A 25,983-nucleotide genomic window follows, 5' to 3' on the forward strand; every position below is an offset into this window, starting at 1 on the left:
AATTGAGGAGTGAATCCTGCTTCCCGAATGGCCTGCTGAATTCCTTCTGAAGTAAACCGGTGAGGCGCACCTGCTACAGAAACCACATTTTCTTCAATCATAATAGACCCCATATCATTAGCCCCACCATGTAAACAAACCTGTGCTGTTTTCTTCCCCACAGTTAACCACGATGCTTGAATATTTACCACATTGGGTAACATAATACGAGATAATGCTATCATTCTGATGTATTCTTCAGGACTGACATTATTTTTGATTCCCTTTACTCTGGACAGTAGTGTGCCATCATCCATAAATGGCCATGGAATAAATGCCAAAAAACCCTTGGCATCCTTTGGTTTTTCACTTTGAACCTCTCTGAGCCAAACCAAATGTTCAAATCGTTCTTCAATAGTTTCTATGTGACCGAACATCATAGTTGCGGAGGTCGTTATATTTAATTGATGTGCAGCTCGCATAACATCCAACCATTCTTTTCCCGTACATTTTCCTTTGGAAATTAATCTTCGCACTCGATCATTCAATATTTCAGCTCCCGCACCAGGCAATGAATCCATTCCAGAAGCTATTAATGCTTTCAAAACCTCTATGTGAGACATGCCTTCTAGTTTTGAAATATGGGCAATTTCGGGAGGTCCAAGTGCATGAAGTTTTAAATTAGGATACAGTTGCTTTAATTCAGAGAAGAGCTCAGTATAAAATTTAAGTCCCAATTCTGGATGATGGCCCCCTTGAAGCAATAATTGTTCTCCACCATATCGCATCATTTCATCTATCTTTTGCTTGTATTCAGGGATAGTGGTTATGTATGCCTCACTGTGTCCTGGAATCCTAAAAAAGTTACAAAATTTACAGTTCGCAGTACACACATTGGTGGTATTCGCATTTCGATCGATAATCCACGTCACTTTATCACCATCTGGTTTGTGCTTTTTCTTCATTTCATTGGCCACATAACTCAGCTGAGCTAAGGGTGCGTTGTGAAATAAAAAAACGCCTTCTGCTGCGGATAGGAATTCGAAATTCAGAGCTCTTTCTAATAAAGATTTTACGTTCATTCAATTTATTTTCTCTATAAACAATAGAACTGTTTATTGGTTTGATTTGTCTTAACTTTGAAATTCAAATTTACGAATTAATACACTTTGAATTTTCGATTTAAATTAAGCAAACAAGGTGGATTTACAATAAATTAAGAATAAATGCAAACAGAAAGTAATCAATTAACTAAAGTTGGAATATCAATAGGGGATATTAACGGAATTGGAATTGAAGTCATATTAAAATCAATATTAGACAATAGAATTTTTGAACTTTGCACCATAATAATTTATGGCTCATACAAAACTATTAGCTACCATAGGAAGGCATTAAATATCTCGAACCTCAGTTTACATAAAATCAAAACTCCTGAAGAAGCCAATACAAAAATGGCTAATCTCATCAGTTGTTGGTCTGAAGAGGTGAATATTGAGTTGGGAGCTGTGAGTGAAGAAGGAGGTCAATATGCCTTGAAATCGTTGGAGGCCGCAACCCAAGATTTGATAGATAAAAAAATTGATGTTCTTATAACAGCTCCAATTAATAAAGATAACATCCAATCAGAAGGCTTTTCATTTCCTGGGCACACCGAATTCTTAATGGAAAAAGATGCTTCAGAAGAGGTTTTAATGTTTATGGTAAGCGATGTAGCTAGAATTGGCGTCGTAACAGGACATATGCCACTTAAAGAGGTTGCCGGAAAAATCACCACGGAGGCGATCTTGAAAAAAATCACATTAATGCAAAAATCTTTAATAGAAGATTTTGGGATTATCAAACCAAAGATTGCGGTTTTCGGATTAAACCCTCATGCTGGGGACAATGGTCTTTTAGGAGATGAAGAGGAAAAGATTATTATCCCTGCAATCACCCAGGCAAAAAATAGAGGAGTAATTGCTATTGGACCTTTTGCGGCAGATGGTTTTTTTGGTTCAGGTAATTTTAAAAATTTTGATGGAATTCTCGCCATGTATCACGATCAAGGATTGATACCAGCCAAAACACTCTCGTTTGGCAACGGAATTAACTTTACAGCAGGATTGAAAATTATCAGAACTTCACCTGATCATGGCACAGGCTATGACATAGCTGGAAAAAATTTAGCAGACGAATCTTCATTCAGAAATGCTATTTATAAGGCGATTGAAATCCATAAAAACAGATTAAGATACAAGGAAATGACTGCCAACCCTCTTCAAGTTAGTAGAGCAAGAAATTAATACCTTTAAACTATTGATATATTTCAAAAATTATTTAATAACTTTGACGCCCTTTAAAAAGTGAGAAGGAATCGTGAAGAAGAAAGATAAATTGATTATCCCATTTGAGGGATTAAAGGAGGGCATCCATGAATTTGATTTTCATGTAGACCAAGAGTTCTTTAGTAATTTTGAGCATTCCATCATTGAAAATGCCGAAATAGATGTATTTGTAACATTCGAAAAAAAGACGAATTTATTCTTGCTACATCTTGATATAAATGGTGTTGTAAATACCGAATGTGATAGATGCTTAGATGATTTGCAACTAGAAATAGATGGTGAACAAAATTTTGTAATTAAGGTCACAGAGAAGTCTATTGACGATGATGATCATATTATTGCAATTTCACCAAATGAGCAAGAGTTGGATTTGACGCATGTGATTTATGAAAATATTCACTTATTAATGCCAATTAAAATTGCTCATGATGACATTGAAGATTGCAATCCGGAGATAATCAAACAACTTAATCTGGTGAACCATCCGGATGAAGATGATGAAGATGAAGACGAGCAAGACCCAAGATGGGATGCGCTCAAAAAGATAAAGTAGAAAGTAGTAATAAAAAAGTAAAATAAATAGAAAAATGGCACATCCTAAACGAAAGATATCCAAAACAAGAAGAGATAAAAGGAGAACCCACCACAAAGCTGAAAAGCCAACGGTAGCAACATGTAGCACTACTGGAATGCCGCACTTATACCATAGAGCGCACTGGCATGAAGGTAAATTGTATTACAAGGGTAAAGTAGTATTAGAAAAAGAAGTTGCTATTTAATTTTCTAACTTTGATTACTGTTAGAAAACTCGCAATAAAATTCGACGGTTTGATTTATAATTAAACGGAACTATAGATTTAAAAGGCCAATAACGTTTACGTTAATTGGCCTTTTGTTGTTAAATAAAAATAGATGGATTGCATGAATTGAGGAGATTTTTGAATATTCCTTTCGTTTTATGCTTTTAATCATTTAAATTGTGCGATTATTTCGCAATTTTACACTTTTACTAAAGAAATTTAGAATGACCAAAATTAAAGCAGCAATTACGGCAATTGGAGGATATGTGCCTGAATATCGACTAACCAATGAAGTGTTAGAAACGATGGTAGATACCAACAATGAGTGGATATTGAGCCGAACAGGAATCGAAGAGAGACGAATCCTTAAAGGCGAAGGACTAGGCACTTCTGACATGGCTGTCCCTGCGATTCAAGAACTGCTCAAAAAGCGAGGAATCACTGCCAAAGATATCGACTTAATCATTTGTTGCACGGTGACACCTGATTTAACTTTTCCTGCTACAGCTAACATTATAAGTGATAAGATAGGCGCAACAAATGCCTTTGGATATGACCTCAATGCAGCCTGCTCAGGCTTCCTATATGGATTAGTTACCGGCTCAAAATTCATTGAATCAGGTCAATATAAAAAGATAATTATAGTAGGTGCAGATAAAATGTCGTCCATTATAGACTATGAGGACCGTACAACTTGCATCATCTTTGGCGATGGTGCTGGTGCTGTGCTCTTGGAGCCAAATGAAGAGGGAAATGGGATTCAAGATTCTATCTTAAGGAGTGATGGTTCTGGAAGAGTTTATCTTCACCAGAAAGCAGGAGGTTCGGTAAAACCTCCTACCCATGAAACAGTAGATCAAAAAGAACATTTTGTTTATCAGGAAGGTCAAGCTGTATTTAAATTTGCAGTAACAAATATGGCAGATGTTTCGGCAGAAATAATGGAAAAAAATAATTTAGTTGCCGATGATGTTTCATGGCTGGTTCCACACCAAGCCAATAAAAGAATCATTGATGCGACCGCCAGAAGAATGGGTGTTAGTGACGATAAAGTAATGCTAAACATTCAAAAATATGGTAATACGACAAATGGAACCATCCCGTTGTGTTTATGGGAATGGGAAAATCAACTAAAAAAAGGGGATAACATCATACTATCCGCTTTTGGAGGTGGATTTACATGGGGTTCTGTTTATATCAAATGGGCTTATAATTCAGAAAAGTAAATTATACAGATTAATTTATATCTTTAATCTTACAACAAAAAGAAACGAATATGAAAATCACAGAAATTCAAGAGCTAATCAAGTTTGTTGCCAAATCAGGGGTAAGTGAAGTTGAAATAGAAGATAAAGACTTTAAAATCAATATTAAAACACCTCCAAATAGAAGAGGAAAAAATGCTGAGGTAACAACTCAAATGGTACCACAAGGAATGCCAATGATGCAACCTCAGTATGCACAACCAATGCCTCAAGCGGCTCCCGCTCCTGCACCGGCGCCTGCTCCTGCACCAGCTGCTGCCCCGGCTCCTTCTGCTGAAGATAAGGCTGCTGCTAATTATATTGAAATTAAGTCACCAATGATAGGAACATTTTACAGAAGCCCATCTCCTGACAAGCCAGAATTTGTAAAAGTAGGTGATACCATTAAAGCAGGTGATGTAGTTTGTATAATTGAAGCAATGAAATTATTTAACGAAATCGAAGCAGAGGTGTCTGGAAAGGTAGTTAAAGTATTGGTAGACGATATGACACCTGTAGAATACGATCAACCGTTATTATTGATTGATCCAAGCTAATCCAATTCCTATATTGATAAAATAGTCAACTTGAAAACAAGTTGATAAAAGAATAAAACAACATCTATGTTTAAAAAAATATTAATTGCCAATAGAGGTGAGATCGCACTGCGTGTAATTCGAACCTGTAAAGAAATGGGCATTAAAACAGTGGCGGTTTATTCAAAAGCGGATGCGGATAGTTTGCATGTACGTTTTGCCGACGAAGCTGTTTGTATTGGTCCAGCTCCTAGTTCAGAGTCTTATTTAAAAATGACCCATATTATCGCAGCAGCTGAAATTACTAATTCAGATGCCATTCATCCTGGTTATGGTTTTTTATCCGAGAATGCTAAATTCTCTAAAATATGTGATGAAAATGGGATAAAGTTCATTGGAGCGTCTCCAGAAATGATTGATTCTATGGGCGATAAAGCATCTGCAAAAGCTACAATGTTAGCAGCGGGTGTGCCATGTATTCCAGGTTCAGAAGGGATATTAGAAAACTTTGAAGAGGCTAAAAAAATTGCTAAAAAGATTAAGTATCCTATCATGATGAAAGCTACTGCCGGTGGTGGTGGTAAAGGGATGCGTGTTGTTAAAAGTGAATCAGAGCTTCAAGAAGCATGGGATTCTGCTCGAAAAGAAGCAAAAGCGGCCTTCAGTAACGATGGTATGTATATGGAGAAATTCATAGAAGAACCTCGTCACATTGAAATTCAAATTGCAGGAGATCAATATGGCAACTATTGCCACATGTCAGAAAGGGATTGCTCTATTCAAAGAAGACATCAAAAGCTAGTAGAAGAAACCCCATCACCATTTATGACTCCTGAATTGAGGAAAGCAATGGGTGAAGCTGCTATCAAAGCTGCTGCTGCTGCAAATTATGAAGGGGTTGGTACAGTTGAGTTCTTAGTGGACAAACACCGTAACTTTTACTTCATGGAAATGAACACACGTATCCAAGTGGAGCACACGATTACGGAAGAGGTTATTAACTTTGACTTGATTAAAGAGCAAATAAAAATTGCTGCAGGAATTAAGATTTCTGGTAAAAATTACGAACCTCAGATGCACGCTATTCAGTGTAGAATTAATGCTGAAGATCCATACAACGGGTTTAGACCAAGTCCGGGAGCGATAACCACTTATCACTCTCCAGGCGGACATGGAGTGCGTGTAGACACTCATTCATACGCCGGTTATGTAATTCCTCCAAACTACGACTCTATGATTTCCAAGTTGATCACTGTGGCTCAAACACGTGAAGAGGCAATTAAGAAAATGAAGAGAGCACTAGGAGAATATGTGATCGAAGGAATTAAAACAACTATTCCTTTTCATTATCAATTAATGGAAGATCCTACTTTCCTAGCCGGTGAATGTACCACTAAGTTTATGGAAACATTTGTATTAAAAGACAAGTCGAGTTTAGAAGACTAAATTAAAAGATAGCTGTTCTGATTTGAAATGAACAGCTATTTTTTTTTGCTATATTACAATCTTAGGATATTCTTACACAAGGATTATTCTTTCATAGGTATGATATTGTAAAACTTTTAATACTTTATCACTTTTTTAACAACACGTTGTCCCCTTATCTCTAAATTCAAAAAATACACTCCATTCTTAAAGGGACTCATATCAATTTTGACAATAGGGTTGTTGGGTTCCTCAATAAAATAGATCACTTTTCCGCTTAAATTAGTCAACCAAAGACGATCATAATTCGTATTTAATGAAACATTAACGACTCCTTTAGTTGGGTTGGGAGAAATAAAAAGTGCATTTAAAAGTTGGTTATTATCAATCTGTGTTACTACAAAAGGCTGACAAACTGAAGTATCAACACAACTATTCTGAGTGACCTCTACAGCATATGTTCCACTACTAATTGCAGTGAAAATATTTGTTATTTGATTCGGAATAACGGTATAATTATTAGCACAATCCAACCAACGAAAAGTAGCATTCGAAGCATTGGCGGTTATACTATTGATATTAACATTAGTGGTAATATCAACCGTATCAACTATTAAATTAACTGTAATTATACTATCACAATCTATAAAATTGACCAATGTATCTTTGTAAACTCCTGATGCATTCCATACTTTTTTCAATGAAGGAGAAGTATAGGTATCACAAGTATTAGCATTAATACTACTATAGGTTTCAATACATTGAAAGAGTTTTAGATAGAACTGGGTATTAGTTCTGTACAAACTCGTAAAATTATTTGTTGCATTGGATGGATTTAGATCTGCAATTCCACTAAAGGTGCCTCTAGCGTGCAAATTATATTCTTTATCTACTTGAATAGATTCGATGCCATCTGCAGTTGGCCCACCAACACTTCCACTAGATTGATAGTTTCCCATAGAATCCATACGTAAATAAAACCCATCGCTACCTCCATTTGAACTAACGTTATTTATACCTGTTCCTAGATTCAAATCTACTGTATTCATATAATACCCACCTAGGTATATTCCCCCTAGTGGATCACTATCGGTTGATTGTATATATACATCTTCAGTATCAAACATCTTTACCCATTGAAACAACCCGTTACGATCTAATTTCAACAGATATGAATGGGTGTAAAACTGAGGTGTAGTGAGGTTCATTACTGATGAGCTGGGGTCAAAATCTATAGTGCCAGTAAACGTTCCAGAAATTATAATTGAGCCTGAAACATCTACCTCTAAGGTATTCATAAATAGATTTTCTGGAAAGTTAATGTTAGAAGAGCTAAGTGTTTTAACCCAATTGAACTGACCTAAAGTATCCATGTTGAGGATAAAATAATCTTTAAAACCTATTGAAGATTTTATAACTGTAGACAGCGATGGATCGAAATCATAACTGCCATCGAATTTTCCAATATAAATTAAGTCATTTGTTATCGGGTCAATATCTATTGCAATGGGATTGGTATATGCATATAAAGAATCGAAAGCATGTGCCCACCTAAAGCCACCAAATTTATCCCAACTAAAAAGAGCAAAACCAAAATCTGAGTAACGAAGTTGAGTGGAAGACGGGTCTCCATCATAATCAACACTGCCTCCAGGATTACAAGCCACATATAAATTATCGTTTTTATCAACTGCAAAGGACTTGTCGCTCATTTGGTCTATACCTTCCACTTTTTGAGCCCATTTAAAAACTCCATTGGCATCTAATTTTAATACAAATAAAGCTCGACTTCCAAAGGCAAAAAGGTTAAAGACCCCAGCGTCTGGATCAAAATCTACTTGGCCGTCAAAATTGCCAAAAATCAGTAAATCTCCTTTGTTATCTATTCGAAATCCATATGGCTCTACACCGTATGGATTACCAATGTTCTTAAACCAAACCAATTGTCCACTTTTATTTTGTTTGCAAATAAATAATTGACTTTGAGCGTTTATTGCTTGACGAAATGGGAAGTTGGTGTTTTGAACAAAAATACTATCACTCCATTCTCCAACAGTATAAACATTGCCACTATCATCAGGATGAGAAATGAGGTTATCATTATAGCTAATATTCTGAAAAATGGTTGACCAATTTAGTGATTGGGAGTGGCTGATTGAATAAGCAGAAAAAAATAGGAAGAAAAGGATATAGTTTATTTTCATGGGGTAAAGCTTTGGTTTAGAGATTTAAAGATACATAGATTTTTATTAATTCTAACTCTATGTTATCAAACCTAAAGCAAAGTTTATAATTCATTCAAAATCCCCAAAACTGCAAACTTTTCTTTCTTCTCCTTAAAAATATAGTATTCCTCCATTTTCATTATCTTAGAATCCCAAGCATTATAAAATTTAGCTACCCTATAAAAAATAAGAATCCCATAGGATTTTAAACCCAGCTGAGCTCAGGTTCCTAATTCATGTTTTCTGAATGTAGTTTCATACAACTAAGCCTGGCAAGCTCGATATAGATTTACACCAATAATTAATAAATTAACTGGTAAAATATTAATACAAAAATGAAAAAGTATACACCTATATTATACACAATATTAACTAGCCTTTTTTTTATACTAACATGTTATTCCTTCTTTTACCCTGACAATTGGCATTCAGAAGTCTATTTGAACTATATACCAAAAGATTTTAAACCTATCGAATTTGACTTAAAAACAGGAGAAATAAGCTCAGAAAATACGATCAACAAAAAAGCAGCAGATTATGTGCCAACATACGGATTTTTAATGTATAAATTTTATAATTTTTGTAAATATTGGGGTGCTATAATTTTTTTACTTCTAGTTATTGGGTTTATTCATTTGATGATAATTTGCACGCCACAGCAAAGAATAAAATATGGACTTCTTAACTCCATACAGTTAATTAGTGCGTTAATTTTTCTTCAAAAAGTAATTATCTGAATACTTTATTAGTTTAAGTTTTTCAACCGGTTTTCCTGATTTGTAGGATGTGTTTTAAATACAACATGCTCCGAAGACATTTCCTCCTAAAGACTGACGCATGCAACCTTGTGGAATTCAAAGTTGGATTATAGAGATCAGTAAAACACACTATTGAAGAGAATAAGTCCAATCCATCTACCTCGGATAATTGTTTAGTTTTAAGAATTATTTTTCAAAACATAACAGTCATTTGAAATTAAATGAAATAGAAAAGTTAGTACATTTAGCTTAATATGTAACGAATTTTATATGGATAGTATTCTCAAATCCAATTTATTCCGCAGGGCTACAAACGCCTGCGGAACATCCTGCGGTGTTGATTGCATTAGTGGTGGAGATGGACTGTGTGCCATGGTGGTGAATGATGCCGCTGCAAATACCATTGAAACTTATGTGGTCTATTCAGATCATCTTGGTTCCATAGAAGTATTAACAGACCTAAATGGAAACATTGTCGCAGAGCAAAGTTTTGATGCTTGGGGACGATACAGAGTGCCTAACAATTGGGATTACTACTCCAAAAATACAGTCAATAATTTACCCGATGGCTCTGGAGAGGATTTACTGGCCACGAACACATGGAAGAGTTCCAACTCATAAATATGAATGGAAGACTTTATGACCCATATTTGGGCCGAATGTTAAGCCCAGACAACTATGTTCAAGTGCTACCTCTACCCAAGCATACAACAGATATACTTATGCACTAAATAATCCGTTGAAGTATACAGATCCTGATGGAGAGTCCATTATTGGTGCAATAATTATAGGTGCTATGATCAATGCAACTATTCAAGGATTATCGGGAAACTTAAATAGTCATGGTGATTTTTATATGGCTTTAGGAGTAGGTGGGCTTTCAGGTGCTGCAGGCGCATGGGCAGGGGGTCCTACTATTGGAGCTGCATCAGGTTTTGCTGGTGGTTTCGTAGGTGGTACAGGAAATGCATGGAAAGGTGGTTCTAGTTTTGGTGATGGTTTAGTATCAGGATTGCAGAGTGGAACCATTGGAGCAGTTACTGGTGGTCTAATTGGTGGAGCTGCGGGCGGAATTCAAGCTCATAAATCGGGTTTAGACTTTTGGAAAGGAGATAGGATTATAAATGAATCGGTATTCAATGAAACTTATGGATTATCTACTGCATGTGAAGACTGTGGCTTTCAGGATGGAGATTTATTAAGTGATTTTAAAGCTGACTTAAGCGGTTCGGATGACTATCGTCAATTAATGAAATCATATGCGAAAGCAAAACATTATATTCAAAGTGGTAAAAATGTAGAAATTGGAGATTTAATTAATTTATAATCAGCCACCTCACCAAATGGTTGGGATAATTTTAATGGCTATTTTAATAGTAAAAGTTACATAATTCCAAATCATGGTAAATTAAAAATGTTAGTACCTACCCCAGGGCATGAAAAAAATTTAGTTATAGATGTTGCTACAGCAGATAACCGTATAAATACAATTGCACTATACCAAAGAACACCAACAGTTATACGTCCATTATCATACGTAAGATATCCTACAAAGCAATTAATGCTTAAAGGTTGGATGGTATTCGATAATAACTTAATTTAGAAAAAAATGAAAACACTTATTATCAGCCTCTTTTGTATTTGCTTTAGTTGTTCAATGTCATGTCAGACTATAAACTTGGTTGAAAAAGCTATAAACTCTGCAGACGTTTTGAAACAATTTTCGACCAGTTTAATTAAAGAAGAAACAATCCATTCTTATTTATGCGACATCAATTTTTTTGGAAATGTAAATTTCTATTCTGATGGGATTTTTTGCAGCGAAAGCAGGCTTGGGGATTTATATCCATCAGCTTGTTATGTATCTGATACTGTGCAAACATTTTTTTTTGAATTTGGTAAAATAAATAAAGGAGATTACAAAGAAGTAGAAACTAAATCAACTTTTGAACTGTCGAACAATGTAGAATCAATCACTTTTAAATCGTTTATCACTTTAAAAGATACATCTGCTTGTTTTATAAAATGCAAAAGTCCAATCATAATAAAAGATAAGATTTTATTCGAGCTTGTTTTAATTAATAAAGAGGTAACAAATCAGCTATTTCTTATGTTGATTTATAATATAGTTACGAAAGAGTTAGAACATATTTGGCGAAAGCAAGTCAGCCATTGGGGGTACTTCAATCCTTTTAATGGTTGTTATGAGGATGCCTTACTCTATGAAAAACTGAATTTTGACAATTTGGAGAATAAATAAAATAGCTCAAGGAGCGTAATCCCTACTTCGATAGATGTGTTTAAAATCCTGCTTAGCAGGTGGATTTTAATTCAAAATAAAATGCTAAAAATCAGTTTAAAGTAGTAGTCTAATTTTTTTGATTGTTATACTATTTTCAAATTGTGAGAAAAATGACTTGTGTAAAGATGATGAACTTTCCATTGCAAGAACTAACCATACCGATAGTTTAAAAATTGATGGATATTATTTTGGAGATGTTAATTCCGATAGTAGTATGCCATTTGCGAATATTTACTATTTATACACAAATGGATTGTTTTTTACTTCAGAGGCATCAGACTTGGATAAAGCAAAAGCAGGTGTAATAACTGTGGATGTTGAAAATAACGTTGGGAAACAAATTAAAGGATTATGGGGCTTATTTCGAGTAAGTAACAACACGATTGAAATTGAGCGTTGGCGTTCAAGACCAAATGGTTGCGAAACCATTATTTATGAAAGAGGCGAAATATTAAATGATACGACTTTCGTTATTACAGTAAGAGAACATCGAACAAATGGCGAAGTAAAACTAACTGAAACACCAAACAGTACTTTTTCATTTCGTCCGCTTGCTGAAAAACCCGATAGTACCAACAGCTTTGTACAATGAGTAGGACAATGCACGTAAAACAAATTTTATTCATGCTTTTTGCAGCTTGTTTGTTCTTAGGCTGCAAAAAATGTCTTGATTGCGAATGCACTAAAAATGGTCAGAAGTTCATGGAGGAAGAATGTGCAACAGGTATAAATCAGGAAAGTGGATTAGAGTATTGGCAAAAAGATATGATGGAAAAAAAGGTTACAAAGATTGCCTTTGCTCCTATAATTAAAGTTCACGATGAAAAAGCTATCATTTCCTGCCCTACCTCATCCACATAATAAACTGAGAATTATTCTCATACTGACTAATGTCTTTGGTAGCGATAAGCGCTATTACATCCACTAAAGGAATCAACCCCAAACCACCACCAAGTGTAAGCGAATAAGCAATGGGCACATTGGCTTTGGTTCCTAAATATATGCGGTGCACTCCAAAATGGCCTAAAGCCACGCCTAACAGAATTGCTTTTAGCTTTTTGTGCTTTACTTCTTCTAAATTAGTAATTAGTGGAGAAGAATCACTTGCTCTTTGAGTGAAATGATTCAACTCAGCATCCAATTGCAGTTCTAATTCTGCTTGGATCAACTGAAACTGATCGTAAGAAATAGAAACAGCAGGAGAAGCCTTTGCCTCACCTGCTGTAAAATAGCCAATAATAATTGGCAGTATAATTCTATAAATATTCTTCAATTAAGAAGCATTATTTAAGTTTTCTTCTACTTTTGACCAGTTCACTACATTAAAAAATGCATTGATGTAATCAGGTCTTCTGTTCTGGTAATTTAAGTAATAAGCATGCTCCCAAACATCAATTCCTAAAATTGGCGTTCCATTGCACTCTACTACATCCATTAAAGGATTGTCTTGATTTGGAGTAGAACATACTTTTAACTTTCCACCCTCTACGCACAACCAAGCCCATCCAGAACCAAATTGAGTGGCAGCAGCTTTAGAGAACTCATCTTTAAATGCCTCGAAAGAGCCGAAGCTATCGTTAATCATATCAGCTAATTTTCCTGTTGGAGCGCCACCTGCATTCGGGCCCATAATGTTCCAAAATAGTGAGTGATTATAGAAGCCCCCCCCATTGTTTCTAACTGCTGCTGATTGCTTTGAAATATTGGCTAAAATCGACTCAATCGACTTTCCTTCTAACTCAGTCCCTGCAATTGCATTGTTTAAATTGGTAGTGTATCCGTTGTGATGCTTACTATGGTGAATTTCCATAGTTCTTGCATCAATATGTGGTTCTAACGCATCGTATGCGTAAGGTAGTTTTGGTAATTCAAATGACATAATATATTTATTTTTAATGATTAAAATTGTTGATTGAACCCAAAGGTAAGACTAAGAGCACATATTTGAAAATTAGGAAACGCCTTTTTAAATCGCTTTAACGAACATTAATATTTACTTAAAGTAATTGTTCTAATTACACCCAAATTAAAAACTTACTCCTACTCTCCACACAAAATAAAGTGTTTAACTACTATTTAATTTCGATACTAACGTTAAATTAAAAACAATCAACATAAACCATTGTTTTACAAAAACTTACAACCTGCCCTAATGGGAAATAATAAATTCTTCATTTTTTTGTTGCTATGTTAATTTATCTATATTTGCAAAAATTTTTTAACCGTTTTTTAACACACAACAAAATGAAAAAATTATTCGCAGCAATGATGTTAGTTTCAGCTATGGGATTGTATTCTTGTGGTAATGCTAACCAAGAAAATGACGTTCAAGAAGAAGCATCAGAAATGATCAACGAAATGGATGAGTCAATGGAAGAAGCTACTGAAGAGGCTACTGAAGTTATGGAAGATGCAGCTGAAGCAGCAGACTCTACAATGGAAGAAGCAGGAGATGCAGTAGAAAATGCTACCAACTAATATCGAAAGATTTTAAGTAAAAAAGCCGATTCAAATGATTGAATCGGCTTTTTTTATTGTCTTTTATTTGTTGCAAAACCCTGTTATCTAAAGGATTCTATTGCCTTTGTAATTGTGATATCAGTTGTATTAACTATGGGATAAAAGACTTCATCACCAAACAAGTTTCGCCCAATCGTTGCCTTTAATCTGTTCTTTATCAATTCCTTTGATTCTAGCATCCCTGCTTCATCCATCGCTACCCCTTTAATTTCTGCATAATCAGCAAACTCACTCAATAACTGATTGGATACAGAATAGATTTTTAAAAACCGTTCTCCAGAGTTATATTCTGCCATCAATTCTTTACGGTGCTTATCAACATAATCAAAACCAAACTGATAAAACATTCCTCTATAATTCAATTGACCAAAATATTCACTTGCGCCCACAGTGTCTATTGGAACAAACAAGTCGGGCATTATGCCGCCTCCGCCATATACCACCTTACCACCAGGTGTGATATACTTTAATGAGTCTACAAAATGAATAGAATCTTTAGATTGCAATTCTCCAGACTTAAATCGCTCATATGCTTCACTATTGTAAGCATCGACTCCCTTATCATAAGATTTTTGAATACTCCTACCTGTTGGGGTATAATATCGTGCAACTGTCAATCTAATGCCTGACCCATCAGGCCATTGAATTCCTTCTTGCACTAGGCCTTTACCAAACGAACGTCTTCCAACAACTAAACCTCTATCATTATCTTGTATAGCGCCTGCCAAAATTTCACTTGCAGAAGCTGAATTTTCGTTCACTAAAACTGCAACATTAATATCTTCTAAACTACCTCTAGAAGTAGCATAAAACTCCTCCTTGGCTCTTGCTTTACCTTTTGTATAGACAATCATTTTACCTTTGGATAAAAACTCATCTGCTAGCTGTGTAGCCGAGGTTAAGAATCCTCCTCCATTATTTCTCAAATCAACTACAATACTTTTCATTCCTTTTTGTTTGAGTTGATTTGCTGCCTGTAAAAATTCTTCATGGGTATTTTTCGCAAATCGAGTGATTTTAATGTAGCCTACTTCAGCGTTGAGCATATAAGCCGACTCCACACTATGCAAAGGAATTTCATCTCGAGTTATTGTAAAATCAATCAACTTGACCGTTCCAGGCCTGTGGATTGAAACATTTACTTTGGTACCTTTAGGTCCTTTTAGCAATTTCATTACTCGTTGATTGTCTACACCCACACCAGCGACCAACTCTGTATCAACCCTTACAATACGATCGCCCGCCATAATACCTAACTTCTCTGATGGTCCCCCGCCGATAGGATTAACAATCATAATTGTATCATCCGTAATTCTAAATTCTACACCAATTCCATCAAAATTCCCTTCTAAAGGATCATTCATAGCTTTATAATCTTCAACCGGGATATAATATGAATGGGGATCTAAGGATTGTAATAACTCGCTTATGGTGGACTCTAAAAGCTCATCTTGATTAATTGTGTCTACATAATCATTCTCAATGTAGGACATGACTTGCTCCAGCTTGTTAGAGGTGCTTATATTGGGCTGAAAGGGCAATCCCATTTGGCTCCCGGCTGCCATTTTTTTACCCATAAAAATGCCACCAACCAACACTAATGCAAGAATTAGAGGCAAAAAGAGAACTATTCGTTTGTACTTATTATCCATTTTATTTTTAATCTAAATCTGAAAGTTGAACAGTTTCCACTCCGGCTTGTTCTAAAAATTTTAATCCACTATCGTCCTTGTAGGAATTCATATAAACTACACGAGTTATACCAGCTTGCAAAACTAACTTACTGCACTCCTTGCAAGGAGAAAGCGTAATATATAACGTCGCCCCACGCGAATCATTGGCAGATTTGGAAACTTTAAGGATTGCATTTGCCTCTGCATGCAAAACATACCATTGAGTATCGCCGTTTTCATCTTCACAACAATTATCAAATCCTGTTGGAGTTCCATTAAATCCATCAGAGATGATCATACTATCTTTAACTATCAAGGCTCCTACTTGTTTCCGTTTACAATACGATAAACTTCCCCATTCTTTCGCCATTCTCAAATAGGCCTTGTCATATCTCATTTGCTTTGAATGGCTATTGTACTGTATTTTCATAATCGGTAAAAATAAGGATGCTATTGATTTTACCATCACAAATGTGATGAATGGATTGTTTTTAACTGTTAAAAGTTGTGATATAATCATGAATGGCATTGGGGAAGTACTGATGTTCTAACCGTTGAACTTTAGCCGATAATGTATCTAAAGTTTCATCCTCTTCCAAGTCTACAGAGGCTTGTTTTAAAACTCTTCCGTCATCATAGTCTTCATTCACTAAATGGATTGTAATACCACTTTTAGTTTCATTATTAGCTAAAACGGCTTCATGCACATATTTACCATACATACCTTTGCCCCCATATTTAGGTAAAAGTGAGGGGTGCAAATTGATGATTCGATCAGGAAATGCTTTGATCAGGTCGGGATGAATTTTTAACAAAAAACCAGCAAGAACAATAAAATCAACCTCAAGGGCTTGAAGATATTCAATAATAGACTTTGGAGCAGCAAACTCCTCTTTACTAAAAATTTGAACTGGAACACCCAATCGCTTAGCTCTTTCGATAGCACCACACTGAGCTCTATTCACTACGATCAATTTCACTTTGATTGTTGATTCTTTTAAAAATTGAACAATTTGCTCTGCATTAGAACCACTTCCTGAAGCGAAAACAGCAATATTTGACATTCTTTTTTATTGCAAAAGTAGCGCAAATTAGTAGTTTTAGTGAATCAATTCTATTGAATAATTCTGACAAAAAACTTTATGACACAAACAAGCAACTTCATCCCTTATACTTTTAATAAAAAATCCTCCGAAGAGATGCTAAAATCAAGTTTGGACTTTTATCACAAAATGAGCAGTAGGCGTTCAATTCGTCACTTTTCAGAGGAGTCTTTTCCGATTGAAGTGATAGAAAATTTAATCAAAACGGCTTCCACTGCACCATCAGGAGCCCACAAACAACCTTGGACTTATTGTATAGTAGCCAATAAAGAATTGAAAAGAAAAATCAGAATTGCTGCAGAAAAAGAAGAATTTGAGAATTATAATGGACGAATGAGCGAAGAATGGCTACAAGATCTCGCAATTTTTGAAACGGACTGGAAAAAACCATTTTTAGAAATCGCCCCCTATTTAGTGATTGTTTTCAAACAAACATATGGCTTTACTAACAATGAAAAATCAAAACATTATTATGTAAATGAGTCGATTGGCCTTTCAGTTGGCTTATTTTTAGCTGCAGCTCACCAAGCAGGATTAGCCACTTTAACACACACCCCTAGTCCTTTGAATTTTTTAACAGAAATACTAGAACGACCAATAAATGAAAAACCTTTTCTATTAATTCCCGTTGGCTATCCTGCGGTGGGTGCAAGGGTTCCAGATATAAAGCGGAAAGAATTAGATGAAATTGTCGTATATTACCGATGAAATTGCAAAAAAAAATTTTGATATTGGCTGAATTACTTTTTTCTTTGCAGCTTGTAAAAACAATAAAAAACTTAAAACAATGGCAGATACATCATCAAGAGTAAAAGCAATTATAGTAGACAAATTAGGTGTAGATGAAAACGAGGTTACACTAGAAGCAAGTTTTACCAACGACCTTGGTGCTGACTCTTTGGATACTGTAGAATTAATTATGGAATTCGAAAAAGAATTCAACATTGCTATTCCAGACGATCAAGCGGAAAAGATTGGTACAGTAGGAGATGCAATTAAATACATTGACGAGAACGCAAAATAATTTTTTCTTTTAGAATGAAATTAAAGCGAGTAGTAGTAACCGGCCTAGGAGCACTTACACCCATTGGTAACAACATCCAAGAGTATTGGACAGGTTTAATCAATGGAGTTAGTGGAGCTGCCCCTATTACACAGTTTGATGCTTCCAAGTTTAAAACTCAGTTTGCTTGTGAGCTAAAAAACTATGACCCTAATAATTATTTTGACAAGAAAGATCACCGAAAATTGGATCTATTTGCTCAATATGCACTAATTGCAGCTGACGAAGCGATGTTAGATAGCGGAATTGACGTAGAAAAAATCAATTCAGATCGAGTTGGAGTAATTTGGGGTGCAGGCATTGGTGGACTTAAAACATTCCAAGATGAGTGTTTTGCTTTCGCTAAAGGTGATGGAACTCCTCGTTTCAATCCGTTTTTCATTCCAAAAATGATAGCAGATATAGCCCCTGGACATATTTCAATGAAATATAATTTCCGGGGGCCTAATTTCACGACAGTTTCTGCTTGTGCATCCTCAACAAATGCGATTATTGATGCATATAACTACATTCGATTAGGAATGGCTGACGCATTCATTACTGGTGGGTCAGAAGCAGCTGTAAATGAAGCAGGAATTGGAGGATTTAATGCACTGCATGCACTATCAACCAGAAATGATGATCCTAAAACAGCTTCAAGACCGTTTGATTTAGGTCGAGAAGGATTTGTATTAGGTGAAGGTAGTGGTGCATTAATTCTAGAAGAATATGAGCATGCAATTGCTCGAGGTGCAAAAATTTATGCAGAAGTTATCGGTAGCGGTATGTCTGCAGATGCACACCACATCACAGCTCCCCACCCTGAAGGTTTAGGAGCTCTTAATGTAATGAAAAATGCATTAAATGATGCAGAAATGTCAATAACTGACATCGATTACATTAACGTACATGGAACATCAACACCACTTGGTGATGTAGCTGAATCAAAAGCTATTAAACAAGTTTTTGGAGAACACGCTTACAATTTAAATATCAGTTCCACTAAATCTATGACAGGCCACCTTTTAGGTGCAGCTGGTGCAGTAGAAGCAATTGCTTCAATTTTAGCGGTTAAGAATGATATTGTGCCTCCAACGATTAACCATTTCACAGATGATCCTGAATTCGATCCAAAATTGAATTTTACATTCAATAAAGCACAAAAAAGAACTGTTAATGCAGCTCTAAGTAACACTTTTGGTTTTGGTGGTCATAATGCTTCAGCGATTTTCAAAAAATTCAACGGCTAATTGAGCTTATTTAAGGGGATAAAGTATTTTTTTCTACCTGAAAAAAGTAAATATCGAACTCTAAAACTAATTCTCGGTTTTTTACCTGGAAATATTGAGTTGTACGAGCAAGCCTTTAGACATAAATCAGCTGCTGAAGAAAATAGCAATGGGATAAAAAATTCAAATGAACGCCTAGAGTTTTTGGGAGATGCTATCCTTGACGCAATCATTGCTGATTATTTTTTTCTAAAGTTTCCATATAAAGGAGAAGGATTCTTAACCAAGATGCGCTCAAGAATGGTAAGTCGATCCTTTTTAAACGATTTAGCCAAAAAACTAGATCTTGATACATTTCTAGAAATTTCAGATGGAGTAGTGAATGCAAAATCCGTTTATGGAAATGCATTAGAAGCATTAATTGGCGCTATATATCTTGACAAAGGGTACGAACTCACTAAAAAATTTGTGGTAGAAAAAATCATTTCTGACCATGTGGATATGGAAGCTTTAATAAAGTTAGAAAGCGACTACAAGAGTAAATTGATTATTGCTGCACAAAAAGAAAAGAAAACCTTGGTCTTCGATATTAAATTGATGGAAAATGATACCTTCAATTATTATATTGCCACCATCTACATACAAGATAGACCCATTTGTGAAGGCAAAGGAAATACAAAGAAACAAGCTGAACAACAAGCTTCTCAGGTGTTTTTTGAAAGAGGTTTCAAAATTTAACATCTATTTAAAATCCCCTTCTGCTTATCCATTTTACAATGATTAACTTTGACAACGAAAATTGTTGGCGATCATGGGTAAAATAACACTAGAGTTAGAAGAAGATTTCGATTTTAAGTTAATTGGAATTAGTTGTCACTCTAAAGATTATCGCCTTTCCTTTGAACTTGATAGAACATTAGAGTTCGATTTTTTTAAAGAAGAGAATTTAGAAATAAAAATAAAAGAAGGCTTCGCAGAATTTTCTTTCTATTCATATATAGATGAAGAAAATTATACGGAATATTACTTATTGTCCAACCGCGGATCAATGGGTTATTTAGTTCCTGAAGAAAAGCTATCTGATTATTTCTTGGTCATTAAAGGATTGATTAATGATGAAAAAGAAATACTAAAAAAACTAAATCAAATAAAGCTTGTTTTAAAAGCTTATTCAATTAATGTAGAAGAACTTAAATCTAAAAGAAATTTAATCTTTTAGTTAATTTTATAATTATGAAATCAGACAAAAAAACTAAAATCGTCGCTACTATTGGTCCAGTGACTTCTTCAAAAGCGATGTTGAAGAAAATTATTGAGGCTGGAGTAAATGTTTGTCGAATTAACTTTTCGCATGGAAGTCACGAAGATCACCTGAAGGTAATTCGAAGGGTAGCAGAAATAAACAAAGAAAATGGTTATCACACAGCTATTCTAGCCGATTTGCAAGGACCAAAAATAAGAATTGGGGAAATTGAAGGTGGTGCTGTAAATATTACGAAAGGAGAGAGAATTACCTTTTCAACCAAAAAAATTATTGGAAATGCGACTAAAGTATATATCAATTACGACCAATTCCCAAAGGACGTCACAGAAGGTGAACGCATATTAATTGACGATGGTAAATTGGCATTGAAAATAATCTCTACCAATCAAAAAGATGAGGCTGTTGCCGAGGTATTAAATAGTGGAGTCTTATCCTCAAAAAAAGGGGTTAATCTACCTAATACTAAAGTTTCGTTGCCATCACTTACTGAAAAAGACCGAATAGACCTCGAATTCGCTATAGAACACAATGTAGAGTGGATCGGTCTTTCATTCGTTAGAAGTGCAAGAGATATCATTGAGCTAAAACACATTATTAAGTCCAAAGGCAAAACATCAAGGGTAATAGCTAAAATTGAGAAGCCTGAGGCAGTAGCAGATATTGACGACATTATAGCAAAAACAGATGCCATAATGGTTGCAAGAGGTGATCTTGGTGTAGAAATTCCTATGGAAGAAGTTCCTTTGGTTCAAAAAGAGATTGTTAAAAAATGCCTAGTAGAAGCAAAACCAGTAATTATTGCAACTCAGATGATGGAAAGCATGATTACCAATATCAGCCCTACTCGAGCCGAGGTAAATGATGTTGCAAATGCAGTACTGGACGGAGCGGATGCAGTTATGCTATCAGGAGAAACTTCTGTAGGTGCCTACCCTTTGCAGGTTATTGAATCCATGGTGAAAATTATTGAACAGATGGAAACTTCAGAAAGTATTTATCACCAAGAAACTGTACCAACCTCACCGGACGACGAACGTTTTATTTCAGACTCCATTTGTTTCAATGCAGGAAGATTAGCAGCAAGAGTAAATGCCAAGGCGATTGTAACCATGACGCACTCAGGTTATACCGCCATTAAAATTTCTAGCTTTCGACCCAAAGCAGGAACCTATGCTTTCACAGGTAATCATGCACTTTTAAACACTTTAAGTTTAGTCTGGGGAGTTAGAGGTTTCTATTACGATAAGTTTGTTAGTACTGATCACACTATAGCCGATATTAAGTTTATCTTAAAGAAAAATGGATACGTTAAAGAAAAAGACTTAATCATCAATTTAGCAAGTATGCCTATATCTGACAAAGGGCAATCGAATATGTTGAAGCTTAGTTTTGTTGATTAAAGAATAACTAAAAGTTAATTAAATATTAAGCCCATTGGCCTTTTCTAATGCCAATGGGCTTTTGTTTTATACCTACATCTAGTTTTAATCGTTTAAATTCATTGATTGCCCTTTGAATATACTCTTTAAGTAGAATTTGACAATGAGTTAAAATTGCATAGTGTTTCCTTATTAGTCCTCCTAGCTAAATTTGTTAAACCACTACACTAATGAAAACTCAAATGTTTAACTCTCTAAGATCACAGTTATTTATTATTTTTATTTTATTCTCCATGCTGTCGGCATTGGCTAGCATTTTCACCTTTTCTTACTTTGATAAAAAAGCGGAGATTATTGAAATAGAGAACCACTTTAATAAGCTTAAATCTAGTTTTCAATCGATTAGGCTAGCACAAGAAAACTTTTACAGGCAAGACCTCATCGACACTGTTTATTATCATTTTGGAGATAGTTACTATACAAAAGCGTCCAAAGAGAATAGTAGAGATTTTCAAAATGAATGGTCTCTATTAATGGAAAAGTCTTCGAACACCCAGCTCAACTTCTCCAATAGTTTTCAAAGGATTTCTACTGAATTTAATTCGTACATTTCTTATTACGAACACCTTAAAAAACTACTTCATACTAGAGGGTTTAAAAATTATGGCATTGAAGGAAAAATGAGAACGTATGCTCATCAATTAGAAGACAATCAAACCATTCCTCTCAAGCAAGTACTTCAATTACGACGTCATGAAAAAGATTTTATAATTCGACAAGACATTAAGTATGTGACTTTATTCAACATATTGGTTAATCAAATTAGTAAACTTAATGGTGACAATGATATTCTATATCAGTATGCTTCATCGTTTAACAAATTCGCGGAGCTTGAACAATCAATAGGCTTAAAAACAAACACCGGGTTAACAAAACGAATCAATGAGCAAGCAGATACTGTTAATTTTTATCTAAAGAAAACAGAAAGTGAATTGGGAGAAAAGTCTAAAGCAATTCTCTATGAATTACAAGTCGCCTATTCAATTATTATACTTTCCTTCATATTTATAAGTATAGTAGGGGCAATAATTTTATCTAAACGAATTAGCAAGCGTATCTCTGTATTGAGCAATGGTATCGCCTTTTTCGTCGATTCAAATTTCACCATGAGGAGTAAGCTAAATGTTTCAGATAAGAAAGATGAAATTAGCAAGTTGGTTCAGAATGTCCAAAAATTAGAAGAAGAAATAGTCAGTTATATTAATCTGTTTAAAGAAAAAGTTGATGAAAAAACAGCTGAAATACTAATTCAAAAAACTAAAATTGAAGAACAGAATAATAAAATTGTACATCAACATGCTGTATTAGAAGCTAAAAATAAAGACATTACAGATAGCTTAAGGTATGCTAGAAGAATACAGCAAGCTCTTATGCCTTCGAAAGAAAACTTTGATGAACTTTTTAATGAGTACGCTTATATTTTTCAACCTAAAGACATTGTTAGTGGAGATTCAATTTGGGTTAGTAAAGTCAATGGTCAACTCTTGTTTGCTAGTATCGACTGTACGGGCCACGGAGTACCAGGAGCCTTTATCAGTATTCTTGCTATTAACTCCTTAAATGAAGCAGTAAAAACAAATGAATTAAATCCTGCTAATATTTTAAGTATTGCAAATGACATCATGTATTATTCACTAAAGCACTATAAGATAGACAAAACGGGTGAAGGTATTAAAGATGGAATGGATATTTCTTTATGCTCCTTCAACCCCAATACTAAAGTCTTGAATTATGCAGGTGCTAATAATTCTATCTTTATTCTTAGCAAAGAAGAAAGAATAAAAGATAGTGAACATTCAATTAAAGTAGAAGTGATTGAGGGAACTTATATCACAGAACTAAAACCCAACAAATTATCAATTGGTGCAGAATCTAATATTATTCTAGGTGCTATTCAAAATCAAACCATCCAGCTTGAAAAAGGTGATTGTGTTTTTCAACTTTCTGACGGATATGTCGATCAATTTGGTGGAGCAAGGGGGAAAAAGTTTAAGAAAAAACAATTGAAAGAATTATTAGCTCAATCTTTCGATCTCAAATTGTCACATCAACAAAATCTACTTGAAAGAACCATTTCAAAATGGATGGAAGGATACGAACAAGTAGACGATATCTCATTATTTGCCATTCGAGTTTAGCTCAATTTTGAGTACTTTCATTTTTTAAATCAAAACTTAAAGTATGTCAATAAATACCTCATTATTAAAGCAAATATGTGAAATATCCGGCGCTCCAGGATTCGAACAACGCATTAGAGAACTAGTAATAAAAGAAATCACTCCTTTTGTTGATGAAGTTAAAATCAACAACATGGGAAATGTGTACGCCATCAAGAGAGGAAAATCAGCTAAAAAGGTAATGATTGGCGCACATATGGATGAAATTGGATTCATCGTAAATTATATAGATGATAAAGGGTTTGTTCGTTTTCACCCTTTGGGAGGTTTTGATCCAAAAACTTTAACTTCTCAGCGAGTAATCATTCATGGGAAAGAAGATGTAATGGGAGTAATGGGAAGCAAACCCATCCATGTCATGTCAGCAGAAGAAAGAACTAAAGGAGCAAAAATAACCGACTATTTCATCGACTTAGGAATGTCTAAGGAAGAAGTGGAAAAGATTGTAACCATTGGTGATCCAATCACTCGTTATAGCGAATTAAAAGAATTGGGAAACTGCGTCAATTGTAAATCTATTGATAATAGAGTTTCTGTATTTATTTTGATAGAAGCACTGAAGGAATTAAAAGACAAAGAAGTTCCTTTTGACATTTATGGTGTATTTACTGTACAAGAAGAAGTTGGAATTCGTGGTGCTAATGTATCTGCACTAGACATTCAACCTGATTTTGGAATTGGGTTAGACACAACAATTGCATACGATGTTCCTGGCGCTAAGCCAGAAGAAATGGTTACCAAACTGGGAGAAGGAACGGCTATCAAAATAATGGACTCCTCCACGATTTGCGACTATCGAATGGTTAAATTCATGAAAGATACAGCTGATAAACACGCAATAAAATGGCAACCAGAAATTTTGCCTGCAGGAGGAACAGATACAGCAGGAATTCAGCGAATGAATGCTGGTGGAGCCATCTCAGGTGCTATTTCTATACCAACTAGGCATATTCATCAGGTGATAGAAATGGCCGACAAAAACGACATTAGAGCGAGTATTGATTTATTAAAAGTTTGCTTATCTGAAATGGATAAGTACGATTGGAAATTTTAAGCAAAAAAAAAGGACGACTTTTATAAAGTCGTCCTTCTACAATCATTTCGTTCATTATACAGCTCCAAGTACATACATATTTTCCATCGTTGGAGTTGGGCTTCCTCCTGATTTTTCTAATGTTACAGCAAAAGCTTGTGGATTACCTACTGTTTTCATTTTTTGAAGAGTTGCTGCACTTTTTAGTACATCAAAAACACCCAAATCTACCGGCACACCATCTACAATTGCCCAAAGTTGGTACTGCATATCTGTTGGGGCTTCTGGCAAGCTAGCAATGTCTATAAATGTTTCGTTGGTATACTTATTCCAATGTATCAAAGCCAATGAATTTGGTGAAATATCTAACCCTTTCATCGGAATGGTCACATTTGCGGTATCTCTCAGCACTGCTATTTTATTCTCAGCTGATTCTATTGATGTTTTATAAGTAGATAAATCATTGGCCAAAACTTCCTTCTCCTGATTTAATGAAGCGATGGTTTGTTTAGCTAATTGAATTTCTTGATATTGAATATAATTAAAAAATGCGCTTACAATTAATAATGCTAACGATGCAGCCACCATTAAAAGCATAGTCATGGAAGTTTTCCCCTTCTCAGAAGTTTGTATCTCAATGACTTTAGCCTTTTTTTCTTCTAATTTTTCTTGCGAATCTTCTATAACATCAATCGCATCCAACAAACTACTTTTAACTTTTGCTGAAGGCTTTGGTGATTGACTTTCTGCCAATCTAATTAAATCACTTTCTATTCGCATCACCTCTGCATTTAGTTCAGGGTATTGCGCTAACATATCATTTACCAACGAAAGCTCTTCGTTTGATATCGACCCAAGAACATAGAGTTCCAAAAGACCTGATGATATGAATTCTTCTTTTTTCACC

At 35.0% G+C, this 25,983-nt stretch carries 29 protein-coding genes; 21 read left to right on the forward strand and 8 right to left on the reverse strand.

The features are described from left to right. A partial coding sequence (locus GQN54_RS02080) for a CofH family radical SAM protein (RefSeq protein ID WP_160631463.1) occupies positions 1 to 1,061 on the reverse strand: 1,061 nt, incomplete at its 3' end. A gap of 144 nt (positions 1,062 to 1,205) precedes the next feature. Between GQN54_RS02080 and pdxA the strand changes: the two genes are divergently transcribed. From pdxA to accC, 6 genes are all read left to right on the forward strand, one after another. Then, a complete protein-coding gene (gene pdxA / locus GQN54_RS02085) occupies positions 1,206 to 2,264 on the forward strand; it encodes a 4-hydroxythreonine-4-phosphate dehydrogenase PdxA (protein WP_160631465.1) in 1,059 nt (352 codons plus the stop codon). Between the two features lie 73 nt (positions 2,265 to 2,337). After that, the gene (locus GQN54_RS15370; RefSeq protein WP_160631467.1) at positions 2,338 to 2,859 is read left to right on the forward strand and encodes a YceD family protein; all 522 of its coding nucleotides are present in this window, start codon (positions 2,338 to 2,340) and stop codon (positions 2,857 to 2,859) included. 34 nt (positions 2,860 to 2,893) lie between these two features. Beyond that, positions 2,894 to 3,085, forward strand: a complete 192-nt coding sequence (gene rpmF / locus GQN54_RS02095) for a 50S ribosomal protein L32 (protein ID WP_160631469.1) — start codon at positions 2,894 to 2,896, stop codon at positions 3,083 to 3,085. Between the two features lie 245 nt (positions 3,086 to 3,330). Further along, entirely contained in the window at positions 3,331 to 4,332 is a 1,002-nt protein-coding gene (locus GQN54_RS02100) for a beta-ketoacyl-ACP synthase III (RefSeq protein ID WP_160631471.1), read from the forward strand. 50 nt (positions 4,333 to 4,382) lie between these two features. Then, positions 4,383 to 4,907: an acetyl-CoA carboxylase biotin carboxyl carrier protein gene (gene accB / locus GQN54_RS02105; RefSeq protein ID WP_160631473.1), complete on the forward strand. Its 525-nt coding sequence runs from the start codon at positions 4,383 to 4,385 to the stop codon at positions 4,905 to 4,907. Positions 4,908 to 4,973: 66 nt separating this feature from the next. Continuing rightward, a complete protein-coding gene (accC, locus tag GQN54_RS02110) occupies positions 4,974 to 6,332 on the forward strand; it encodes an acetyl-CoA carboxylase biotin carboxylase subunit (RefSeq protein ID WP_160631475.1) in 1,359 nt (452 codons plus the stop codon). Positions 6,333 to 6,448: 116 nt separating this feature from the next. On the opposite strand, the gene GQN54_RS02115 is transcribed toward accC, so the two are convergent. Further along, entirely contained in the window at positions 6,449 to 8,515 is a 2,067-nt protein-coding gene (locus GQN54_RS02115) for a T9SS type A sorting domain-containing protein (protein WP_160631477.1), read from the reverse strand. Positions 8,516 to 9,564: 1,049 nt separating this feature from the next. Here GQN54_RS02115 and GQN54_RS02120 point away from each other — a divergent pair. The 6 genes from GQN54_RS02120 to GQN54_RS02145 all read left to right on the forward strand — a co-directional run bounded on the left by GQN54_RS02120 (position 9,565) and on the right by GQN54_RS02145 (position 12,457). After that, positions 9,565 to 9,915 (forward strand): hypothetical protein, encoded by a 351-nt coding sequence (locus GQN54_RS02120; protein ID WP_160631478.1) that lies wholly within the window; start codon positions 9,565 to 9,567, stop codon positions 9,913 to 9,915. Between the two features lie 118 nt (positions 9,916 to 10,033). After that, positions 10,034 to 10,621 (forward strand): hypothetical protein, encoded by a 588-nt coding sequence (locus GQN54_RS02125; RefSeq protein WP_160631480.1) that lies wholly within the window; start codon positions 10,034 to 10,036, stop codon positions 10,619 to 10,621. A gap of 87 nt (positions 10,622 to 10,708) precedes the next feature. Then, positions 10,709 to 10,897, forward strand: coding sequence for a hypothetical protein (locus GQN54_RS02130; RefSeq protein WP_160631482.1), 189 nt, complete (start codon positions 10,709 to 10,711; stop codon positions 10,895 to 10,897). Positions 10,898 to 10,903: 6 nt separating this feature from the next. Then, positions 10,904 to 11,554: a hypothetical protein gene (locus tag GQN54_RS02135; RefSeq protein WP_160631484.1), complete on the forward strand. Its 651-nt coding sequence runs from the start codon at positions 10,904 to 10,906 to the stop codon at positions 11,552 to 11,554. 118 nt (positions 11,555 to 11,672) lie between these two features. Next, positions 11,673 to 12,188 carry a hypothetical protein gene (locus tag GQN54_RS02140; protein ID WP_160631486.1) on the forward strand — a complete coding sequence of 172 codons (516 nt, stop codon included), beginning with the start codon at positions 11,673 to 11,675 and terminating at the stop codon, positions 12,186 to 12,188. A gap of 32 nt (positions 12,189 to 12,220) precedes the next feature. Further along, positions 12,221 to 12,457, forward strand: coding sequence for a hypothetical protein (locus GQN54_RS02145; protein WP_160631488.1), 237 nt, complete (start codon positions 12,221 to 12,223; stop codon positions 12,455 to 12,457). On the opposite strand, the gene GQN54_RS02150 is transcribed toward GQN54_RS02145, so the two are convergent. Both GQN54_RS02150 and GQN54_RS02155 read right to left on the reverse strand, forming a co-directional pair. Then, positions 12,441 to 12,869 (reverse strand): TM2 domain-containing protein, encoded by a 429-nt coding sequence (locus GQN54_RS02150; RefSeq protein WP_160631491.1) that lies wholly within the window; start codon positions 12,867 to 12,869, stop codon positions 12,441 to 12,443. The two genes, GQN54_RS02145 and GQN54_RS02150, sit on opposite strands and share 17 nt — an antisense overlap. Then, the gene (locus GQN54_RS02155; protein ID WP_160631493.1) at positions 12,870 to 13,475 is read right to left on the reverse strand and encodes a superoxide dismutase; all 606 of its coding nucleotides are present in this window, start codon (positions 13,473 to 13,475) and stop codon (positions 12,870 to 12,872) included. Positions 13,476 to 13,840: 365 nt separating this feature from the next. Between GQN54_RS02155 and GQN54_RS02160 the strand changes: the two genes are divergently transcribed. Then, complete coding sequence (locus tag GQN54_RS02160) at positions 13,841 to 14,074, forward strand: hypothetical protein (protein ID WP_160631495.1); 234 nt, start codon at positions 13,841 to 13,843, stop codon at positions 14,072 to 14,074. Positions 14,075 to 14,157: 83 nt separating this feature from the next. Here the strand turns inward: GQN54_RS02160 and GQN54_RS02165 are convergent, their stop codons facing one another. From GQN54_RS02165 to purN, 3 genes are all read right to left on the reverse strand, one after another. Next, positions 14,158 to 15,768 carry a S41 family peptidase gene (locus GQN54_RS02165; RefSeq protein WP_160631497.1) on the reverse strand — a complete coding sequence of 537 codons (1,611 nt, stop codon included), beginning with the start codon at positions 15,766 to 15,768 and terminating at the stop codon, positions 14,158 to 14,160. Between the two features lie 7 nt (positions 15,769 to 15,775). Further along, positions 15,776 to 16,219, reverse strand: a complete 444-nt coding sequence (locus GQN54_RS02170; RefSeq protein WP_160631854.1) for a deoxycytidylate deaminase — start codon at positions 16,217 to 16,219, stop codon at positions 15,776 to 15,778. Between the two features lie 61 nt (positions 16,220 to 16,280). After that, positions 16,281 to 16,853 (reverse strand): phosphoribosylglycinamide formyltransferase, encoded by a 573-nt coding sequence (gene purN, locus GQN54_RS02175; RefSeq protein ID WP_160631499.1) that lies wholly within the window; start codon positions 16,851 to 16,853, stop codon positions 16,281 to 16,283. Between the two features lie 78 nt (positions 16,854 to 16,931). Here purN and GQN54_RS02180 point away from each other — a divergent pair, with 78 nt between their 5' ends. The 8 genes from GQN54_RS02180 to GQN54_RS02215 all read left to right on the forward strand — a co-directional run bounded on the left by GQN54_RS02180 (position 16,932) and on the right by GQN54_RS02215 (position 25,097). After that, positions 16,932 to 17,600 (forward strand): nitroreductase family protein, encoded by a 669-nt coding sequence (locus GQN54_RS02180; RefSeq protein ID WP_160631501.1) that lies wholly within the window; start codon positions 16,932 to 16,934, stop codon positions 17,598 to 17,600. Positions 17,601 to 17,679: 79 nt separating this feature from the next. Beyond that, positions 17,680 to 17,916, forward strand: a complete 237-nt coding sequence (locus GQN54_RS02185) for an acyl carrier protein (protein WP_160631503.1) — start codon at positions 17,680 to 17,682, stop codon at positions 17,914 to 17,916. Between the two features lie 14 nt (positions 17,917 to 17,930). Then, complete coding sequence (gene fabF / locus GQN54_RS02190) at positions 17,931 to 19,184, forward strand: beta-ketoacyl-ACP synthase II (RefSeq protein WP_160631505.1); 1,254 nt, start codon at positions 17,931 to 17,933, stop codon at positions 19,182 to 19,184. Continuing rightward, a complete protein-coding gene (rnc, locus tag GQN54_RS02195) occupies positions 19,185 to 19,901 on the forward strand; it encodes a ribonuclease III (RefSeq protein WP_160631507.1) in 717 nt (238 codons plus the stop codon). A gap of 73 nt (positions 19,902 to 19,974) precedes the next feature. Beyond that, positions 19,975 to 20,382: an IPExxxVDY family protein gene (locus GQN54_RS02200; RefSeq protein WP_160631509.1), complete on the forward strand. Its 408-nt coding sequence runs from the start codon at positions 19,975 to 19,977 to the stop codon at positions 20,380 to 20,382. Between the two features lie 14 nt (positions 20,383 to 20,396). Continuing rightward, positions 20,397 to 21,827, forward strand: a complete 1,431-nt coding sequence (gene pyk, locus GQN54_RS02205; protein ID WP_207554788.1) for a pyruvate kinase — start codon at positions 20,397 to 20,399, stop codon at positions 21,825 to 21,827. Positions 21,828 to 22,036: 209 nt separating this feature from the next. Continuing rightward, positions 22,037 to 24,004, forward strand: a complete 1,968-nt coding sequence (locus GQN54_RS02210; protein WP_160631511.1) for a PP2C family protein-serine/threonine phosphatase — start codon at positions 22,037 to 22,039, stop codon at positions 24,002 to 24,004. 43 nt (positions 24,005 to 24,047) lie between these two features. Beyond that, positions 24,048 to 25,097, forward strand: a complete 1,050-nt coding sequence (locus GQN54_RS02215; RefSeq protein ID WP_160631513.1) for a M42 family metallopeptidase — start codon at positions 24,048 to 24,050, stop codon at positions 25,095 to 25,097. Between the two features lie 54 nt (positions 25,098 to 25,151). On the opposite strand, the gene GQN54_RS02220 is transcribed toward GQN54_RS02215, so the two are convergent. Next, entirely contained in the window at positions 25,152 to 25,982 is an 831-nt protein-coding gene (locus GQN54_RS02220; protein ID WP_160631515.1) for an anti-sigma factor, read from the reverse strand. Position 25,983: the final 1 nt, after the last annotated feature.

It is taken from the genome of Acidiluteibacter ferrifornacis (assembly GCF_009909615.1).
Lineage (GTDB): Bacteria > Bacteroidota > Bacteroidia > Flavobacteriales_E > Vicingaceae > Acidiluteibacter > Acidiluteibacter ferrifornacis.

Bases quoted from the DNA above. Each gene is read 5' to 3' on its own strand.
- purN (WP_160631499.1), bottom strand. From the start codon at position 16,853: ATGTCAAATATTGCTGTTTTCGCTTCAGGAAGTGGTTCTAATGCAGAG.
- GQN54_RS02215 (WP_160631513.1), top strand. From the start codon at position 24,048: ATGTCAATAAATACCTCATTATTAAAGCAAATATGTGAAATATCCGGC.
- GQN54_RS02165 (WP_160631497.1), bottom strand. From the start codon at position 15,768: ATGGATAATAAGTACAAACGAATAGTTCTCTTTTTGCCTCTAATTCTT.
- accB (WP_160631473.1), top strand. From the start codon at position 4,383: ATGAAAATCACAGAAATTCAAGAGCTAATCAAGTTTGTTGCCAAATCA.
- GQN54_RS02135 (WP_160631484.1), top strand. From the start codon at position 10,904: ATGAAAACACTTATTATCAGCCTCTTTTGTATTTGCTTTAGTTGTTCA.
- fabF (WP_160631505.1), top strand. From the start codon at position 17,931: ATGAAATTAAAGCGAGTAGTAGTAACCGGCCTAGGAGCACTTACACCC.
- GQN54_RS02100 (WP_160631471.1), top strand. From the start codon at position 3,331: ATGACCAAAATTAAAGCAGCAATTACGGCAATTGGAGGATATGTGCCT.
- GQN54_RS02170 (WP_160631854.1), bottom strand. From the start codon at position 16,219: ATGAAAATACAGTACAATAGCCATTCAAAGCAAATGAGATATGACAAG.
- GQN54_RS02120 (WP_160631478.1), top strand. From the start codon at position 9,565: ATGGATAGTATTCTCAAATCCAATTTATTCCGCAGGGCTACAAACGCC.
- GQN54_RS02130 (WP_160631482.1), top strand. From the start codon at position 10,709: ATGTTAGTACCTACCCCAGGGCATGAAAAAAATTTAGTTATAGATGTT.
- GQN54_RS02145 (WP_160631488.1), top strand. From the start codon at position 12,221: ATGCTTTTTGCAGCTTGTTTGTTCTTAGGCTGCAAAAAATGTCTTGAT.
- accC (WP_160631475.1), top strand. From the start codon at position 4,974: ATGTTTAAAAAAATATTAATTGCCAATAGAGGTGAGATCGCACTGCGT.
- GQN54_RS02115 (WP_160631477.1), bottom strand. From the start codon at position 8,515: ATGAAAATAAACTATATCCTTTTCTTCCTATTTTTTTCTGCTTATTCA.
- pdxA (WP_160631465.1), top strand. From the start codon at position 1,206: ATGCAAACAGAAAGTAATCAATTAACTAAAGTTGGAATATCAATAGGG.
- GQN54_RS02200 (WP_160631509.1), top strand. From the start codon at position 19,975: ATGGGTAAAATAACACTAGAGTTAGAAGAAGATTTCGATTTTAAGTTA.
- rpmF (WP_160631469.1), top strand. From the start codon at position 2,894: ATGGCACATCCTAAACGAAAGATATCCAAAACAAGAAGAGATAAAAGG.
- GQN54_RS02185 (WP_160631503.1), top strand. From the start codon at position 17,680: ATGGCAGATACATCATCAAGAGTAAAAGCAATTATAGTAGACAAATTA.
- pyk (WP_207554788.1), top strand. From the start codon at position 20,397: ATGAAATCAGACAAAAAAACTAAAATCGTCGCTACTATTGGTCCAGTG.
- GQN54_RS02160 (WP_160631495.1), top strand. From the start codon at position 13,841: ATGAAAAAATTATTCGCAGCAATGATGTTAGTTTCAGCTATGGGATTG.
- GQN54_RS02210 (WP_160631511.1), top strand. From the start codon at position 22,037: ATGAAAACTCAAATGTTTAACTCTCTAAGATCACAGTTATTTATTATT.
- GQN54_RS02180 (WP_160631501.1), top strand. From the start codon at position 16,932: ATGACACAAACAAGCAACTTCATCCCTTATACTTTTAATAAAAAATCC.
- GQN54_RS02155 (WP_160631493.1), bottom strand. From the start codon at position 13,475: ATGTCATTTGAATTACCAAAACTACCTTACGCATACGATGCGTTAGAA.